The sequence below is a fragment of the Ruegeria denitrificans genome, assembly GCF_001458295.1.
Taxonomy (GTDB): domain Bacteria; phylum Pseudomonadota; class Alphaproteobacteria; order Rhodobacterales; family Rhodobacteraceae; genus Ruegeria; species Ruegeria denitrificans.
On the sequence record NZ_CYUD01000005.1, the window covers coordinates 319,613 to 336,929 of the forward strand.

At 55.6% G+C, this 17,317-nt stretch carries 13 protein-coding genes; 3 read left to right on the forward strand and 10 right to left on the reverse strand.

Annotation, left to right across the window (positions count from 1 at the left end; translation table 11 throughout):
• Positions 1 to 115 precede the first annotated feature (115 nt).
• The 3 genes from RUE5091_RS09940 (at position 116) to RUE5091_RS09950 (ending at position 3,557) form a co-directional block, all read left to right on the forward strand.
• Positions 116 to 568 (forward strand): tetratricopeptide repeat protein, encoded by a 453-nt coding sequence (locus RUE5091_RS09940; RefSeq protein WP_058281735.1) that lies wholly within the window; start codon positions 116 to 118, stop codon positions 566 to 568.
• Complete coding sequence (locus RUE5091_RS09945) at positions 511 to 1,098, forward strand: hypothetical protein (RefSeq protein WP_131726297.1); 588 nt, start codon at positions 511 to 513, stop codon at positions 1,096 to 1,098. The genes RUE5091_RS09940 and RUE5091_RS09945 overlap by 58 nt, the downstream gene beginning before the upstream one ends.
• 245 nt (positions 1,099 to 1,343) lie before the next feature.
• Positions 1,344 to 3,557 (forward strand): NADP-dependent isocitrate dehydrogenase, encoded by a 2,214-nt coding sequence (locus RUE5091_RS09950; RefSeq protein WP_058281737.1) that lies wholly within the window; start codon positions 1,344 to 1,346, stop codon positions 3,555 to 3,557.
• A 294-nt stretch (positions 3,558 to 3,851) separates the two neighbouring features.
• On the opposite strand, the gene RUE5091_RS09955 is transcribed toward RUE5091_RS09950, so the two are convergent.
• The 10 genes from RUE5091_RS09955 to RUE5091_RS10000 all read right to left on the reverse strand — a co-directional run bounded on the left by RUE5091_RS09955 (position 3,852) and on the right by RUE5091_RS10000 (position 17,317).
• The gene (locus tag RUE5091_RS09955; RefSeq protein WP_058281738.1) at positions 3,852 to 4,958 is read right to left on the reverse strand and encodes a transporter substrate-binding domain-containing protein; all 1,107 of its coding nucleotides are present in this window, start codon (positions 4,956 to 4,958) and stop codon (positions 3,852 to 3,854) included.
• 43 nt (positions 4,959 to 5,001) lie between these two features.
• On the reverse strand, positions 5,002 to 6,258 hold the full coding sequence (locus RUE5091_RS09960) for a transporter substrate-binding domain-containing protein (RefSeq protein WP_058281739.1): 1,257 nt from the start codon (positions 6,256 to 6,258) through the stop codon (positions 5,002 to 5,004).
• 22 nt (positions 6,259 to 6,280) lie between these two features.
• On the reverse strand, positions 6,281 to 7,066 hold the full coding sequence (locus RUE5091_RS09965) for a PP2C family protein-serine/threonine phosphatase (RefSeq protein ID WP_058281740.1): 786 nt from the start codon (positions 7,064 to 7,066) through the stop codon (positions 6,281 to 6,283).
• 3 nt (positions 7,067 to 7,069) lie between these two features.
• Entirely contained in the window at positions 7,070 to 8,101 is a 1,032-nt protein-coding gene (locus RUE5091_RS09970; protein ID WP_058281741.1) for an FHA domain-containing protein, read from the reverse strand.
• A gap of 208 nt (positions 8,102 to 8,309) precedes the next feature.
• Positions 8,310 to 10,532, reverse strand: coding sequence for a serine/threonine protein kinase (locus RUE5091_RS09975; RefSeq protein ID WP_058281742.1), 2,223 nt, complete (start codon positions 10,530 to 10,532; stop codon positions 8,310 to 8,312).
• A 338-nt stretch (positions 10,533 to 10,870) separates the two neighbouring features.
• Positions 10,871 to 12,157 (reverse strand): dynamin family protein, encoded by a 1,287-nt coding sequence (locus tag RUE5091_RS09980; protein WP_058281743.1) that lies wholly within the window; start codon positions 12,155 to 12,157, stop codon positions 10,871 to 10,873.
• A complete protein-coding gene (locus tag RUE5091_RS09985; protein ID WP_058281744.1) occupies positions 12,154 to 14,196 on the reverse strand; it encodes a dynamin family protein in 2,043 nt (680 codons plus the stop codon). Before RUE5091_RS09985 ends, RUE5091_RS09980 begins: the two co-directional genes overlap by 4 nt.
• A gap of 67 nt (positions 14,197 to 14,263) precedes the next feature.
• Entirely contained in the window at positions 14,264 to 15,130 is an 867-nt protein-coding gene (locus RUE5091_RS09990) for a hypothetical protein (protein ID WP_058281745.1), read from the reverse strand.
• Positions 15,131 to 15,153: 23 nt separating this feature from the next.
• Entirely contained in the window at positions 15,154 to 15,555 is a 402-nt protein-coding gene (locus tag RUE5091_RS09995; RefSeq protein ID WP_058281746.1) for a hypothetical protein, read from the reverse strand.
• A 22-nt stretch (positions 15,556 to 15,577) separates the two neighbouring features.
• The gene (locus RUE5091_RS10000; RefSeq protein ID WP_058281747.1) at positions 15,578 to 17,317 is read right to left on the reverse strand and encodes a dynamin family protein; all 1,740 of its coding nucleotides are present in this window, start codon (positions 17,315 to 17,317) and stop codon (positions 15,578 to 15,580) included.

Consider the following 17,317-nt stretch of genomic DNA (forward strand, 5'->3'; position numbering starts at 1 on the left):
TAATTCACCGTCCAAATCGGAGGCAAAACACACAAGGCTGACTGCATAATGTCTGGGCAACAAAGGTGGAACAGCTACTGTTGTCGAGGCTTGCACGACGTTGATTGAGGGAGAGATGACCAATGTGGCTCTGAGAAATGAGATTCTGAAAGCGCGGGGATGGGCCCACTACTGTAATTGGCAGTATGAAGACGCCATATCAGACTATAATCAGGGATTGGTATTGCGCTCTGACGATGCGACCACGTTTCTGAGACGTGCTTTGGCTCTGGACATTCAGGGAAACAGCGAAGCGGCTGTTGCCGATTACGCTAAATCACAGTTGATAGACCCGAACAACACGAATGCGTTGCTTGGAAAGTCGGAAATTGATGAAAAACAGGGAAGATTTGCTGAAGCCGTTCAGGGATATGAACGAGTGCTTGATGTTAAGCCTGATAGCCGAAAAAGCGGTTATGCAATTGCCTATATGCTAAATCAAGAAAACGGAAAAATTGGGTTAAGACTTTTTTGGATCAGGCGTCAGCGCGCTGGCCAGAACAGGTTTGGATCTATGAATTACTTGTAGAATATCACCTTAGTTATACCGGTGATCGCCCTAGCGTGTTGGCAGCTGTGTCAGAAATTGATCGTTTGACGTCCGACACCGGGGTGGTGCTGTCGTTACAGGCTCGCGGGCACCTTGAGATTGGTAACGAACAGAAGGGGATAGAATACGTTCAGAAGCTTGCTGCACACCAGAATGAAGGTGATGACACAAAGAAAGGCATTTTCCTAAAGCGGTGGTTCTACAATGCCATCGAATGGTATTTGTGGAGAAACGAAGAAGAAATGATGCTCCGCGGCCATCTCTACGCAGTTATGGGACGACCGGATTTGGCGGTGCCAGAGATTGAAAATGCTCTGTCAGAATTTGGATCCAAAGGGCGAGAAGAGGTATTAGATTCCTTCAGCAAGAAAGGAATATCGGTTCCACGCCAAGCGTATGACGGATCGTCTGAGCATCTCCGTAAAGTGATTTCAAATTACATTTTAAATGCCGGAAAAATGCTGCTGCCTCTCAGGTTTCGCTCCGTGGACACAACATCGCAAGGCTGAGATGAGATTTAGCAAGGAAGAGTTTAATTGCTGAATGCTTCAGCACTCACAGACTTTCTCAACCCCGTGTCAATTTGCGCGCCTACTAGACGATTGATCCCAAGGCCAACCTGATTTAAGGGAGGGCCTGTCAAATCAGAGTCACCATTGGGGCGGTAGGATATCCGCGCCCCTTATCAAGCCACACAGATGTGGCGCTACTCTTGGATCGCACGCCCCGAAAGGCTTTAAAAAGGTAAAAGAATATGGCAGAAAAATCGAACTTCGATATATTGTATACCATTGTAGACGAAGCGCCCGAACTGGCCAGCGCGTCCTTCCTGCCCATCATTCGCAAATTCACCGCGGCAGCGGGTGTCAGTGTCGGTACCAAGGACATTTCGCTGGCAGGCCGTATTCTAGCTACTTTCCCCGAAAACCTGACCGACGAACAGCGCGTCACCGACGATCTGGCCGCGCTGGGTGAGTTGGTGAAGACGCCCGAGGCCAACGTAATCAAGCTGCCGAACATCTCGGCCTCGGTCCCGCAGTTGGTGGCGGCTATCGAAGAACTGCAATCGCAGGGCTATGATATCCCGAACTACCCCGAAGAGCCCGCGACCGACGAGGAAAAGGCGATCCGGGCGCGATATGACGCCATCAAGGGTTCGGCCGTGAACCCGGTTTTGCGCGAAGGCAACAGTGATCGTCGCGCCGCAAAGGCGGTCAAGAATTACGCTCAGAAAAATCCGCATTCGATGGGTGAATGGGCCACCGACAGTAAGACCAAAGTGTCGTCGATGTCTGGCAATGATTTCTATGCCAACGAGAAATCGGTCACCATCTCTGCGGCGCAGGCAGGCGACGCAAAGATCGAGTTCGTCGGCAAAGATGGCAACGTCACCGTTCTGAAAGACAGCTGGCCGTTGACCGAGGGCACCGTGGCAGACGCGACCTTTATGTCGGTCAAAGCTTTGTCCGCCTTTCTGGCCGAGGCCATCGAAGACACCAAGAAAGACGGCACCATGTTCTCGCTTCATATGAAAGCGACTATGATGAAAGTGTCGGACCCGATCATCTTTGGCTATGCCGTCAAAGCCTGGCTGGCCCCGGTGTTCGAGAAATATGGCGCGGAACTGGATGCGCTGGGTGTGAACCCGAACTCGGGCCTGGGTGATCTGCTGGACCGCGTCAAAGGTAACGCCGAAATCGTGGCAGCCATCGACGCCCTGAAAGGTGACCGCCCGTCTATGTATATGGTCGACAGTGACAGGGGTATCACCAACCTGCACGTTCCATCAGACGTGATCATCGACGCCTCGATGCCCGCCGTGATCCGTGCTGGTGGTAAGGGCTGGGATGAGACCGGCGCCAAAGGCGACACCAATTGTTTGATCCCTGACCGTTGTTATGCCGGCGTCTACGACGAGGCCATCAACTTCTTCAAAGCCAATGGCGCGCTGAACCCAGCCACAGCCGGTGCTGTCGCCAACGTTGGCCTGATGGCGCAAAAAGCGGAAGAGTACGGCTCGCACCCGACCACGTTCGAAGCGCCTGCTGACGGTGTGATCCGCATTGTCGCGGCCAATGGCGAGACCCTGCATTCGCATGACGTTGAAAAGGGCGATATCTGGCGCTCCTGCACCGTGAAGAAAGCTCCGATCGAGAACTGGATTCAGCTGGCTTTGGACCGTCAGCGTCTGACCGGGTCCGAGGCAATCTTCTGGCTGGACGCAAACCGCGCCCACGATGCCGAGCTGATCAAATATGTCAAACCGGCGCTTGAGGCTGCTGGCGTGGCCGGCAAGTTCCTGATCATGGCCCCGCGCGAAGCTACCCAGCAAAGTTTGCAGACGATTACCGCTGGCAAGGATTCGATTGCCATCACAGGTAACGTGCTGCGTGATTACCTGACTGACCTGTTCCCGATCCTGGAATTGGGTACTTCGGCCAAAATGCTGTCCATCGTCAAGCTGATGAATGGTGGCGGTCTGTTTGAAACAGGTGCTGGTGGCTCGGCCCCGAAACACGTGCAGCAGCTGGTTGAAGAAAGCCACCTGCGTTGGGACTCGATGGGTGAGTTCTGTGCGTTGGGTGAATCACTGAACTTCCTGGCCGACAGCAAGGGCAACTCGAAGGCCGGCGTTCTGGGTGCTGCGGCCGAGGCCGCGACGCAGGGTATTCTGGACAACAACAAATCGCCCAGCCGCAAGGTTGGCCAGCCCGACAACCGTGACAGTCACTATTGGTTTGCACGCTACTGGGCCGAGGCTCTGGCCGCTCAGTCCTACGATGCCGATTTGGCGGCTGAATTCGCGCCAATCGCCAAAGAGCTGGCCGATAAGGAAGATCAGATTCTGGGCGAACTGGCCGCAGCGCAAGGTGCGCCTGCAGATCTTGGTGGGTACTACCACACCGACCCGGCGAAGGCTGCCGCTGTGATGCGCCCCAGCGCGACCCTGAATGCGATCATCGGCTGAATATAGAAAGCCACGTCACCTGACGTGGCTTTTTCGCTTTAAAACAAAGCTATGAAAAGAAAAAAGGGCCAACCCCCAAAGTCGGCCCTTTTTTGAGTGAGTGGGGAGGCTACGCCTCACCGGTATAGTTAGTTGTAAAGTATCACCCTGAAATTATCAGGGTATTAGGGGTTTCCCGTATTTATGCCCCTTGGCGCTTTGAACTCTCAAAATTACCCTTGGAATTCAGCACAAGAAACCCGTCAAAAGGGCCGATCCTAAGACCAGCCCTAAGATTTTCATATGCCCGAAGGATCAGTTCGACGCTGCGTTCAGCTTTTCGTTCTGCTCGCGTAGGGTATCCGAGATGATCGCATACCATTCGCCGGATTCACGCATCTCGATCAGCCCTTTGTTCATCATTGCTATGTATTCGCGTGCAAACGGGTTGGTGCGGTGCGCCAGGAAGCTCATCGACGATAAGGTGGATACATATGGGTTTTCAACAATGTCAGACGAGGTCAGGCCCATGTCTTTCATCGTCGACGCGAACAGATCAACTTCGAACGCAGCAACATCCGCAGTACCGGTCAATACGGCATCAAGGCACTCACGAGCTGAATTGGGTTGGACCACGTTTGTGTTGTCGCGGTTCAATCCTTGTTCTTCCAGAACCACCATGCTCCAGCCCGCCATGCGGCAGACGGTCGAGCCTTCAAGGTCCTTGAAAGATGTCGCGCTGGCATAATCGCTTTCCGGCAGTGTGAAAAAACCTCCAACGATGTCATAGACAGGAACCGATGCGACGAACTGCGTGCAACGTGCTTCTGTTTCTTTTGACCATTCATAGGTTCGGTTTGTGCAGTCCGGAACCGTCCACGCGATTGAAATGTCGAACGCGCCAAGTGGCAGCAGGGTATCCAGATGCGAGCTCCAGTCATCGACAAAGCTGACCGAATATTCGCGTTGGTTGCCCGCGCGCTGCAGGCTGGTTGTTGCAAGACGGGTCATGATGCCACCACCATTCAGGGCTTCAGTAGTGAACGGCTCCCATCCATTGCCCGCAACCATCTTGATCGGTGGAGCATAGACATTCGAACGTTTGACGCTTGCCGCGCGCTGCTCCTCGGCGGCAATGACATCTTGAGCCGACTGACCGTTTGGCAGGCTACCGTCCTCACAAGGCAACGCAAGAACAAGACCAGGTTCCAGGGCGTTCGGGTTCGTGATCAGGTTACGGTTTGCGTTAAAGATCGGTTGATAGTTCGAGGTGCCATAGGCTGCGATGGCGATGGTTGCCATCGTGTCACCATCTTCGACAGTATAATTGGTGCAGGCTTCCTGTGCGGCGGCGGCTCCGGCGCTCAGCGCGGTGACGGCGGTGGCCGATAGCGCGACTTTCTTCAGGTTGAATTCAAACATGTCCACTTCCTCCAGACTTTTTTGTTGTTAGGCCGATTGGGCCTCAGCCATTTTCCATTTGATGACGCAGGGCGTCCGACACGATGTCACGCCATTCGCCAGATTGCTGCATGATCGCCAGACCCTGGTTGAGCGTCTCAAGGATTGCTTCCCCATCAGGATTATCTTTGTGGGTCATGACGTTAAGCGACTTGATCGCGGCCAGGTTGGGGTTTTCGAGAATGCGATGCTCATAGCCCAAGCGGCTGATGGCTCCGACGGCCAGGTGGGCCTCAATTGCGACGATATCAGCGGTGCCGTCCATAACTGCGTGAAAACAGTCATCGGGTGACACCGGGCGCAGCAGAGTGATTGCCGGTTCATACAGGCCCACCGCATCCATGTGCGACAGCGACCAGCCCTCGGGCCGGCAGATCGTGGTGCCTGCAAAATCGGCATAGGTCAGAGTCTGTTCATAGCCCGAGCCTTCGCGGGCAAAGAAGGTGTCCACAACCTCATAGAACGGGTTCGAGAAGTTGTAAGTTTCGCACCTTGCGCGGTCCTTTTCAGACAGCGCCTCGGGCGCTTCACAATTGGGGCGCGACCAGGGGAAGGTACCGTCAAAAGCCAGCGTCGGCATCAGCAGATCCAGATGCGAGGACCAGTCGTTGACAAATTGGATCTTGTAGGCCTGCTCGGGCGCGGCCCGCAGCATCGCGGTCTCCACCAAGTTGGTATAGAGGCCGCGATGGGGAAGGGCCTCATCGGTGAAAGGTGCGTAATTGCCACCGGTGATCAGCAGCAATTGGCGATCCCGGATGCCGGGGCGCTCGCCGCCATCCGCGTTTCGGATCAACGCGGCCCCTTCGGCACGGGCGGCTTCGATTTCATCACGGGCCGCAGCTTTGGCCGCAACCACCGCGTCCTCGCTTGCCTTCTTGGCTTCGGCTTCGGCAACGCGGGCCTCAGCGTCAGCAATGGCTTTGGCCGCACGTTTTTCGGCGGCTGCAACCAGTTCAGCAGCCATTTCGGCTGCCATAGCCTCGGCCTCCGTCTGAGGGACATCCGGCGCCCGCCCAATCTCTTCCAAGCAGGGTAAGGTCAGTACGTCGCCCACGCGGATGATATTCGGGTTATTGCCGATCACATCGCGGTTGGCGTCAAAGATGATACGGAAATCTTCGGTCGAATAAACTTCGATCGTCAACTCGCGCAGGCTATCGCCGCGCTGGATTTCGTAGGTCGAGCACGCCTCTTGCGCCGAGGCGGCTCCGGCCGCGGCAGCCAGTGCCAGGCTCGATATGAATAGATGAGGTTTCATGGATCCTGTCGCTTTGCCTTGGTTAGTTTCTTGTTAGTCTCACAACACCGATTGCGGCATTGTCCTGATCGGGGTCGCCCTTGGTTTGCAGGGCATGCCACAACGCATCTGCGATGTCTTGAGCCCAACCCTGTGCGTTCGCCTGCACAATGGTTTGGATTTCTGTGTCGCTGAGAAATTGTAGCCCGTCACTGCCTAAGATCAGCACATCCGCAGCAGTCAGTTGCAGCGGCTCTTCAGGGCAATCGACTTTGGGGATTGCGGCCCCCATGATGACCGATGTCAGTTGATTGCGGTCCGGATGACCCTGCGCTTCGGCCTCGGTCAGAGAACCTTGAGCCACTTGCGCGTCTATAACCGGAGCCATGGAATGATCTTCGTTGATCTGGCGCAAGACCCCGTCGCGGAACAGGTACAACGGGCTGTCACCGATCGAAATCCAGAACACGCGCTGACCCAGCAACAACACCCCCAACAAGGTCGACCCCATGTTGAAATCATCACCTTTTTCCTCGCAATGAGCGGCGATGGCGGCATTGGCCTGCATAGCAGCCATAGGCAATGCATCGATTACTGCGCGTTCGGTCGGGGGAGAACCTTCAAGTTCAGCATCCAACGCTTCGCGCCACGCGGCGATCACCAGCTCTGACGCGACCTCGCCCGCAGCGTGCCCGCCCATACCGTCAGCAACGACAACATAGCCGGCATTGGCGGCATCGAACATGCGCGCCGCAACCGCGTCTTCCTGCGAGCCGCGCTGACCCTGATCCAGAATCAGTGCAATGTCATATGCAGGTTGCGCCAGCATCAATCAGGCATCCCGCCAGTCAAAGCCGTCATCGCAGAAGGCGGCAAACCGGATTGAGGTTTCGCTAATGCGGATCAGGTCACCACTGGACAGCGCCACGGTGCTGAGCACGGGTTTGCCGTTCAAACGAACCAGATTGGCTTTGCCGCCATGACCCAGATAGCATTTGCGATCTTCGGGGTCATAGGCGATCACCGCGTGGTTGCTGCGCGAAATACCGGTGTCGCCAAAGTCCAGCTGAATGGCCTGATCGTCGTTGCGGCCAATTTGCATCAGACCTTCGGTCAGAGTGATGCACGATCCGCGTCCCGGCCCAGTGGTTACAACCAGCCAACCCACGGGGAAGGTTTCCTGCGCGGTCTCTGTTTTGGCGATCGGATCGGCGCTTTCGATCATGTCCTGAACATGCGTATCAGCGCGTTCAAAGCCAAGGAACGTGGTTTTGACGCGGCCACGGCGATCCTCGGGGGTTGGTGTTGGCACCGGTTGCACAGGTTCAGCTGAGACTTCGGGCTCGGGTGTGATTTCAGCGACCGGCTCGGGCTGAGCGGGTTCCTCCGCTTCGGGCTGAGCGGTCTCGAGCGTTTCGACAACAACCTCGATAATGGATTCTTCCTGCGGAGCCTCGGCCTGCACAGCTTCTTCCGCGGCAATCTCTTCTTCGGTGGCAATATGCAGAGTTACAACCGGCTCTTCGATTTTTGAGTGCTCTTCAGGCGTTTCAAAGATGTTGTCCTGCGTCTCTTCGACAACTTCGGGTACGGCGATGTCTTCTTCAGCAGTCTCATCCTGCTCCTCAGAAAACTCGGGCATGTCCTTTTCGGGGATCAGTTCGTCCGTGTCTTCATAGGTTTCCGACGATATATTGCCACCGGCCAGAGCATTGCGCAGTGCGTTAAAATCCGCGATCGGCTGGGGCTTTTCAGCTTCGGGCGCTGCGACTTCCTTAATTTCAACTTCTGTTTCGGCTTCGGTTTCTTTAGATTTGCCGGCACCTTCTAGAAGCCGGCTGAGAGGGCTTTTATATTTGAACATGGTGTCGAACCTTTGCTTTCTGACACAGGATTGTCATCCTGCGGGGGCTACTACTCGCCTCTGCGCGCAACGGCACAACGGCACTTACAAAACGGAAATCAAACCAACTTTTTCCTACCGCGACGGGCCGGTTCCCGTCAGGGTGGCGGATTTCCGGGCGCCACCCTCAGCTTTCACATAGCGGTAGATCACTTTCGAACCGGTCAGATTACTCCTGCGCTAGCTGCATCACGGCATCTACCTCGGTACCGTTGCGCAATACGGTCAGGCGCGCCTGAGATTGATTGTCTGAAACAAGGGTTCTCAACAGGGTATCCAGACTTTCCCGTTCATTCAGGACAGCGGTGGTCGGTGCTTCCGAAACCAGAACATCCCCTTTCCGAAGATTTCCTGCCGCGTCAGTTGGAACCGTGGTGACAACCGTCTTCCATCCCTGACCGTTTTCATTGCGCACGTTAAATCCATACCCGTTTTCCAATCCGACCATGCGAATGGCGGGTAGGGCCAGCAACCCGTTCTGAGCCAGAGTATTGCCCAGCGTGCGATAACGCGCGGTCACCCGGATATATCCATCGGGATCAACGGACAGTTCATCCAGCACCTGCGCGGCGAAGCTTGCATTCTCGCGAATAGGCTTACCGTTCAGGGTGTAGATTGCAGCGCCGCGTTGAACCCATTCACCGACCACCGACATGTCTTGCGCCGGATCGACGCCGGTCACGGCGATGATGTTGCCGGTGGATGCGCGACGCCGCGATGTCTGGAACGGAATCTCTACATCCCAGTGTGAGAAGGCAACTTGGGCCTCTGCCGGAGTTCCCGTCGCGGCGGGCGCGGGTGTGGATTCGGCTGTCTGGGCTTGCGCCTCTTCTGTTTCAGCCGAGGGGGCTTGTGTCTGCTCGACAAGCGCCTGAGTGGGTTCTGCCGTGACGGGTGCCGGGTCGATTTGTTCCGGCACGGTATCAGCCTCCGCTGCCTGATCGGCCGGGGCTTTTGTGTCAGCAACCGGCTCGACAGGGGGTTCGATTTCAGCACTCTGTTCAACAGGTGCCTTGGTTTCGGCAACTTGCTCGATAGGTGCTGCCGTTTCGTTTGTGTCTTGTGGCTCTGCCAATGCGGTTTCTACAGATGTCTCGGTCACAGCTGCGGTGCCCTGCACCGGTTCTGTTTTGTCGCCGGATGTCAGGAAATAGCCGCCAGCGGCCAGACCGGCCACAACAACGGCAATGCCCGCAACCAGTTTGCCACTGCCACCCGATCCGCTTTTGACCACGGTATCTACAGCGACGGCCGTTTCTTCCTTGGGCGTGAACTTGGCGAGCCCATCACCGTCCTTTTCTTCGTTGCCCAGGGTAAGATCCGTGTTGCCAGCAAGCAGGGCCGTGACGACAGCCTCGGCGTTTTCGCTTTCGGCTTTGATCCGGGCTTTTTCGACCTCTTCATCCTTGCGATCCATGGCAACGATGACCGAGACCGGGCGATAGTCGAACGTATCAAACATAACGCCAGGGCCGCGGAACATACGCAGCCAGTCCAAAGCGCTTTGCAGACGGTCGGTGGCGTGTACCTCCATCGCCTTGTCGATCGCTTCAAGGAACCCTTCAGGATACCCCTTAAAGCGACCGGTCAACGCAGAGTACGGATCATCCTGGCCACTGTTGAAAGCGTTTAGACGGGTCTGGCCGTCAATCGGACGCTCACCGCTGATGGCGTGGTACAGCGTGGCAGCCAGAACATAGAGATCACTGCTGGGCCCTTGATCGGCACCGCGTACATAGAATTCATGCGGCGAATACCCGTCTTTGATCACCCGTAGGGTCAACAGAGCCGCCGACTGTTGTGCCGCTTGCTCACGGGCGGCCCCAAAGTCGATCAGAACCGGATCGCCGTTCTCGTCAATCAGGATGTTGTCGGGCGAGATGTCGCGGTGCAGCATGCCGCTTTGATGGATGAAAGACACCGCTGACAGCATCTTTTCGGTCACCTGTACGATGAAATCCGGACCGGCCTTGTTGTCGGTGTTTTCGACATAATCCAGCAGATCGCATCCCTTGATGAAATCCATCGCGATATAAGCTGTGTTATTGTCCTCAAAAACCTGATGGACGTTGACAATATTGGGATGCACCAGACGAGCGTGGTTCCGGGCCTCTTGGATGAACAGGTCAATGATGGCGCGCAGATCGTCTTTGTGGTCGGGATTGGCGGGTTCGACAGTATCGCCGTTGCGGTGACACAAAGCGCTCGGATAGCATTCTTTGATCACCACGTCGCGTTCAAGGCTGTCGCGGGCCAGATAGGTGATCCCGAAGCCGCCATTGCTAAGGAAACGCAGGATTTCATACTGACCGCGCAACAATTTTGCGCCGGGTTGAAGTCCTTCAATTTTCGGTTCGTCGTGCGATGCACCGACAGCCTGGTTGTGGCTCATTTCTTTCCGCCCGTTCTGATCGTTTTGCGGCTAACTTAACTGGGGAAAATCGCCCCCGAACTCACAACCAAACACAACCGCAGGACACTTAAGACGGTTAGACGTTTCAAATTTGACTTTATTGGGGCCGCCTGATGGCTTCACTATGGATCGTTTTACCGTACAGACAACATATAGTGTTTTTGGAGATGTAACATCTATATATTGAAAAACAACCTGCACAAAATGCAGGCTGATTGGTTGTTTGTCTCCGCTTGGGCAACGGACTCAAATAGTTTTAGGTCCGATTCCAGGGCTTCCGAATCGCTATCTGGCGATTCAATTTTAACGAGAGGTTATCAAGTTCCGGTTTTTGACTGTGCGGAATCCACCCGACTGCCCGCCCAGGCTAGGTTATCGCTGAGCTGCGCAAGAATGCTGATCGCGTCTTTCAATGGGGCGTCACCGCTTTCAAATTGCAGCAACAGCAGCAGGTCGGTGGCCTTTTCGAACTCGCCTGGAATCCAGTCAGCGGCGGGATCAATCTCGCCCCCTTGCTCAAGACGCTCGGCAAAATCTTCGACGATTTCCTGACACGAATTCAGAAAGGCAGCGGGTTCGATAGCTGATGCCTCGCGGAGGTCTTCATAGATGCTGGCAATCGCGGCCAACCAATCCTCGAGAATCGGATTCTCAAGCGGCGGAAGCGCAGATTCCAAAGTGGCATGCATAGAAGCAGCTTCTGTGTGCTGCGTCTCGGCTTCAGGAATGTCCAGCGTTTCCAGGTAGGGCAGGAAATCCTGTTTCAGATCTGTCTGTGCGGCTTCAAGGTCTGCCAGACGACGGGCGGATGCGATCTCCAAAACCTGCTCGGCCAGATCCTGACCACCACAGGTTTCCCACAATGCGAAATCTGGCTCGGGCTCCTGCGCCATGGCACGAACGGCAACCGGAGTGCCAATTGGGATGACCGAGCGGAACAAATCGCCCTTTTCCTTGTTGAGTCGCGACAGAACCCGATCCAACGACCCGCTGACATGTGGCAGATCGGCATGGGTGACGGCCAACAAACTATTTTCACGCAGCTCTTTCGGGGTCTGTACCCACAGATGCCGTTCAGTCTCGCGCCAGGCATTGGTTCCGTTGGTGCACCAGATCGCGCAATCGACATATTTCAGCAGATCGAGCGTCTCTTTGTAATTATCATCCAGCGCGCCGGTTCCTGGCAGATCGAACAAAGAGATTTCCTTTAGGGCAGGGGTGTTCAGCCCAACCGAAATGAAATCAGGCTCATCCGCTGCGGCTTTTTCCAGTGCGATGCCGGAATAGATCTTAGGTTCACGATCCCACCAGCCCACAGTGGTTTCCGGAGTTTCGGAATAGGCCACGATCACCAGTGGCAATTTCAGATGCTGCGGTCCTGTTGGCAGGATATCGGCGCCGGCCAGCATGTTGGCAAGGCTGGATTTGCCGGCCCCGAATTCCCCGGCGAAACCGATATTGACCGCATTCGACAGCCGCTCGGCATGGGCCAGCGCGCGGTCGCGCATATCGCCCAGGCCTTCATCCGATGGCAGGTTTTCGGTCGCGGTCAGAAAGCGTTCAAGCTGTCTTACTTCCTGTTCGGTTCCGGGAAATTCGATCATTCCGCAGCCTCTGCTAGTAACTTGTCTACGTCATCTGCACCGAATATGGCGCTCAACTCTGCCGCTATGCGTTGTGCCTGATCAAGGGCCGTTTGCGCTTCTGCACGTTCATTGGTCTCGCCGCTTCCCATCCGGTTTTCAAGATGTCCGGCCAACAAGGCCAGATAGTGATCCAGAACGGTGTTCAGACGTTCCATCAAATCGCTGCGGGCGGTGTCGACAAGATCATCTCCGATAATCTCAAATTCCTGGACGATCATGCGTTCGGCACGCGCGACAACGCTTTTGCGCGAAATCAACCGTGACAGCCAGCTGACCCGTAGTTCAACTGTAATGCCACGGGTCAAGGCCGTGGTATCCGGGCGGAACCAACGAACGGCACTGGTGTTCATCCGATTGTCACTAGGGTCCTGCCAGCCGGGCAGGGCGCGCAGAGCGGCATTGCTTTGCATGTCGATCGAGTACAGCTCGCTCAGCATCCGCTGACGCACCACTTGTGTGGCCCCCTGAACCAGTTCGCGCATGCGGTCGCGCAACGGTGAAAAGTTCAGCTCGGTATCTCCACCCTTTGCAAGCAGGGGAGAATCCCCGTTTGGTCCACGTACTACGGCCGAGACTGCCTCGGCCACGGTGTCATCCATAACGCCGCGCAGGTTGGCCAGAACATCGTCCATATCATTGACAATTTCCGACGTCTTCTGTGTGACAAGCATGCGCAGGTCGGCCAGTGTTTTGCTGTTCTCGTCGCCACTTTCAAGGGCTGGAATGCTCTCTTCCTCGATAGCGCGTAGATGGGCCTTGCTGCGTTCAAGTTCGCCCTGGGCAAAACTGTTGAGATGCTGCCACGCCATCCGCAGCTGTTCATTGCGGGGACCCTCGGTCAGGGCGCTGGTCACGTGACGGCGCAGGTCAGGCAGGCCCGAGGCGATCATGGCAGCGAACCGCAAGACACCTTCGCGGCTGATCGGGCCCGAGCCGCGTTTGATTTCTTCGACACCGTCCAGATATTGCTTCATCTGTTCTGGATGCGCGCGCAGCCAGGCCAGGACCTCATCATGGTCAATGCCGGTTTCGTCCCCGGTCAACGCATAGTGCGCCCATTGTGCGCTGCCCATCAGCACGTCGATATCCGAGTTCCCAAGCGCCTTTTCTAGGCCATCCATCACGTCGGCGTGTACCTTGCCCGCATCTTCGGCACCGCCCCCCAGTTCATCGACACGGTTGATGAAGACAACGATCTGACCCAGTTCCAGCGCCTGCATCAGGCGGAACAGTTTTAGATCAGCACGTGACAAGGCCTGATGTGCGGACAGAACCACGACAAAGAAATCGGATTCCTTGAGATACTGACGCGAGATTTCCTCGCGGATCAAAAGCGGGTCGTTGACACCGGGTGTATCCGTCACCGTCAGCGGGTACGGGAAGTGGCCGATGTCGAAATAAACCTCGGCCTTGCGCGTGATGTCGCTGTAAAGACCGCGATCTGATCCCGGATCGTATTCACCTTCTTCGGTCGGATCATCCCCGGCACAGACATAGCGCGCCAAATCGTCCGTGTTCAGTTCATCCAGATCGTGATGCTGACCCAGCAGATGCTTATAGCTTTCACCCAGACGCAGCTTGGCGCGGGTCTTCATCGCCTCGACCTGCTCTTCGATCATTTCGCGCTTATAGCTGTCCTCGTCATCGGGGAACATGTTGCGCAGCTCTTCGCCTTCGGCGATCAGCGCTTGCCATTGGCGATTGTCGAAAAAGTGAAATTCGGCCCCTGAAGTGCGCCCCGAGGGGTGGCCGAAATGCATATCGGTAATAACCGTCGTCCACGGGTTCACGTCCGATGGCAGGTATTCGGCCTGCCCCGTGAAGCCGTTGATCAGACGGGATTTGCCGGCCTTGATCTGCCCGACAAAGGCAATCGAAGGTTTCAGATTTGTCAGGTCGCTGACAATGCGCGAAATGAATTGGCGTGTCTCTTCGTTAGAAGTGCCGTTCATATCGTCGGCAATGCGGATTAACTCACGACGGTTGGTTTCACTCATAACGTTTACCCTGGTAACTTGTAATCACAGATCGAATTAGTCGAAAAATTGAATGTTCTGGCCGAAATCATCCGCCCGGCCCCTTCAGATTTGTCCACAGATTGACGACCGCACCCAGCTTGCGTGCCTCGTGCACGGCCATTGCGAAGTTCTCGCCATTGTTCAGGATCGCCAGCCCAGCCCCTTTGCCACCCGAAGGACGCATGACAATCAACTGCGGATGGTCCATCGCGGCAGAGCTGTCGTCATTCCACCCCGCAAGATCGCGAACGAAACGGGCCAGCAGGTCGGAATTCGGGCGCATTGCACCATTTTCTGCGCAGTCTTCAGCTGCATTAATCTCTGTCCCGTCAGCGCCAGTTGCTAGAATACGCCCCTGCGTAAACCGCTCGGCGCCGTCATAGAAACGCTGGGCCAAAGTGTCTGTATTCTCACCCTCAGCGACCGGCACATTGTCTTCTGGTTCGGCATCGACTGGAACGATGGAAATAACCGGTTCCGCCGGTAATTCTATTTTTTCACAGGCGGCTTCGATTTCGCTGAAAGTGATGCCAACGTCATCTGCCTCAAGCGCTGAGTCGGGCTGCAGGGAAATCAACTCAAGAGGTGCCGGGGCGCTGGCAATATCAGTAACCAGCTGCGCCAGCTTGATTGCCAGATCCTCACGCGGTTCCGTTTCAAAATCCGGGGCGATGCCGGATTGGACGCGAAACACATCCGTCACCCGAGAGCTGTTGACCTCGATTGCAAGGCAATCGCCGTTGGCGGCGGTGAATTCCAACCGACGGGGCAGAATGGTGCCGCGTATGGTCCGCAACACTTTTTCTCGCCGCGCTTGGGCCGTTTCGCCCGGTATGGTGACCGCTGGATTAAGGCGGGCGACAGACGCGCGCCCGATATCATCAAGCAACTCAAGTATGTCTGTATCCATCATGCCGTGACCCCCTCTGGTCCCGTCTAAACTGCGGCCGCTACCGGCCCCAGGCTGAGATGCGATTTCGTCAGCGCCAATGCGACATTGGCGCTGTTGTGACAGATGTAGCAGACCGCATGATCGGGATATTCCCTGGTCCGCAAAAAGATGTGCAGTCGATCATTCGAAAAAACCGCGATTTCCCCAAATCCCGGATTGTCCGCTTCTTCAACTCCAGCGGAACGCAGCAATTCCTCAAAGCCACTAACGCCGCGTCCCTGAAACAAGTTGGCCACGGCAATGGCCAGAACGTCCAGAACGTCTGCGCTGTCTGCATCCAAAGTGTTGGCCGCCAGCAACATCCCCGTTTCCATATCGACATACCCGGCTGCAATGCAGTCGGGTATGGTGTCCATCGCGGCTTTTAATGCGGCTTCGATTGTCATCGTTTGCTACCCGCGTATTCCGTTACAACACATGGAATTCCGCTCCACCGTTTTTCGACGCTTTGGGAACCGTATGCATCGGATTCTTGGCGCGACGGGCATAATGTTCGGCTGCGATCTGGTCGAATTCCTTGAGGAATGCGTTGAATACCTCCTTCATGCCTTCAGCATCGTCGGGCAATTCCTCATCCGCGGTAATATCGCGCCACATTGAGGCTGCGCTAAGCGGCTTGCCTGCAGGGACATTCAGCAGATCTTCCAGTTTTTCATCACTTGCCTCGGCTGGCTCTGCCTGATCAGCTGCCGCGGTGTTGGTCAGAGGTACAACCTGCATGTCCACAAGACCGTTAGATTCCGGTTCGGGTTCATACTCGTCATCATTGTCCTTGGACTGTTCCGCCATCAATGCCGTGATTGACGAGACCGAAACATCTGCACGCTGTCCTTCTGCGGCTTGCTCTGAGGATTCAACCTGATCGGGCGTGTCCGCCAGCTTGTCTTCCAAAGATGAGATGAAAGGGTCTGATGTATCGGAATTTTCAACAGATTCCGTTGTATCTGTTTCCGAGAGGAGGTTGGTGTCGTCATCCTCGTCCAATTCATCCTCATCCAACAAATCGAATGAGTCTTCCTCTTCGAACGACCGAACGTGTTCGGATAAGCTTAGATTGTTATCCGGCGTGTCGCGGAAAAAGGTGCGCAGCTCGTCATCCTGAACCTCATGGATCGGTTCGTCAGGCTGCGTTTCCGTCACCATCTCGGCGCGAAGGCGATCAGCTTCTGCTGCGTCTATACGCTCTTCGCGGTTGGAATCGCGGCCGCGACGCTCGACACGAGTGGGGCGGATTGGGAAGTTTGTGACCACTTCGTTTTCTGTCGCTGAATCAGACTCGGCAACCGGGTCTACCAGTTTCAACGGTGCCGGTTCTTCAGCCTCTTCTTCTTTCCGCTTAGGACGAATTGGCTTAACGCGAATATCGCCTGACAGACCGTTGTCGATCTGATAGCGCGCCAGCATGTCGGCACGGTTATCCATAATCTGTTCCGTGATCTCGAGGAAACTGTCCACCATCTTGCCACCACCGCTGCGTGCCCACAGTTCGGTGTCACCGCTTTTGTCACGGGCAGTAATCGCATCACGGGCCGAAAACAGGATTGATCGGTTGAACAAGTGGCCTGCCTCGCGGTTTACGCGGCGTAGTACTTTCTGGCGATCTTTCTGGCTTAGAACGTCTGCGCGCGTTACCAACAGCAATGAGTTATGCTGGAGACGTTCGGGTAAAGATACCCAAGTCGCCCGCTCAGTCTCGCGCCAGGCTTGCGTGGCATGAGTACACCACAACACGCCATTGGCCTGCCCGACCGCGCGACGCCAGACGTCACTTGAGATTTTAGGGTCTGAGATGCCTGGGGTGTCGATCAAATCCACTGCTTCCAGAATGTCAGATTCCACGAAAATGCGAACGAATTGGACGTCGTTAACCCCGACAGTTCCAAGTTGATCCAAGGTGATGTTTTCGCGGCTGCCATCATGGCGCTGCACATAGGCCGATGATTTGCCCCAACTGAACCAGACAGGGGGCAATTGCGTGGCCGTGACCTGAGTTGGCAACGCATGTGAGCGCAGCAAAAAGTTCATCAGCGTCGATTTCCCGGCACTGAATTCTCCCATCAACGCAAAGATCGGTTTGCGCCGGGACCACTGCTCGATGCGTTCCCATGCCTTAGGAGAGACGAAGCGGGTTTGTGTATCTTTTGCCAT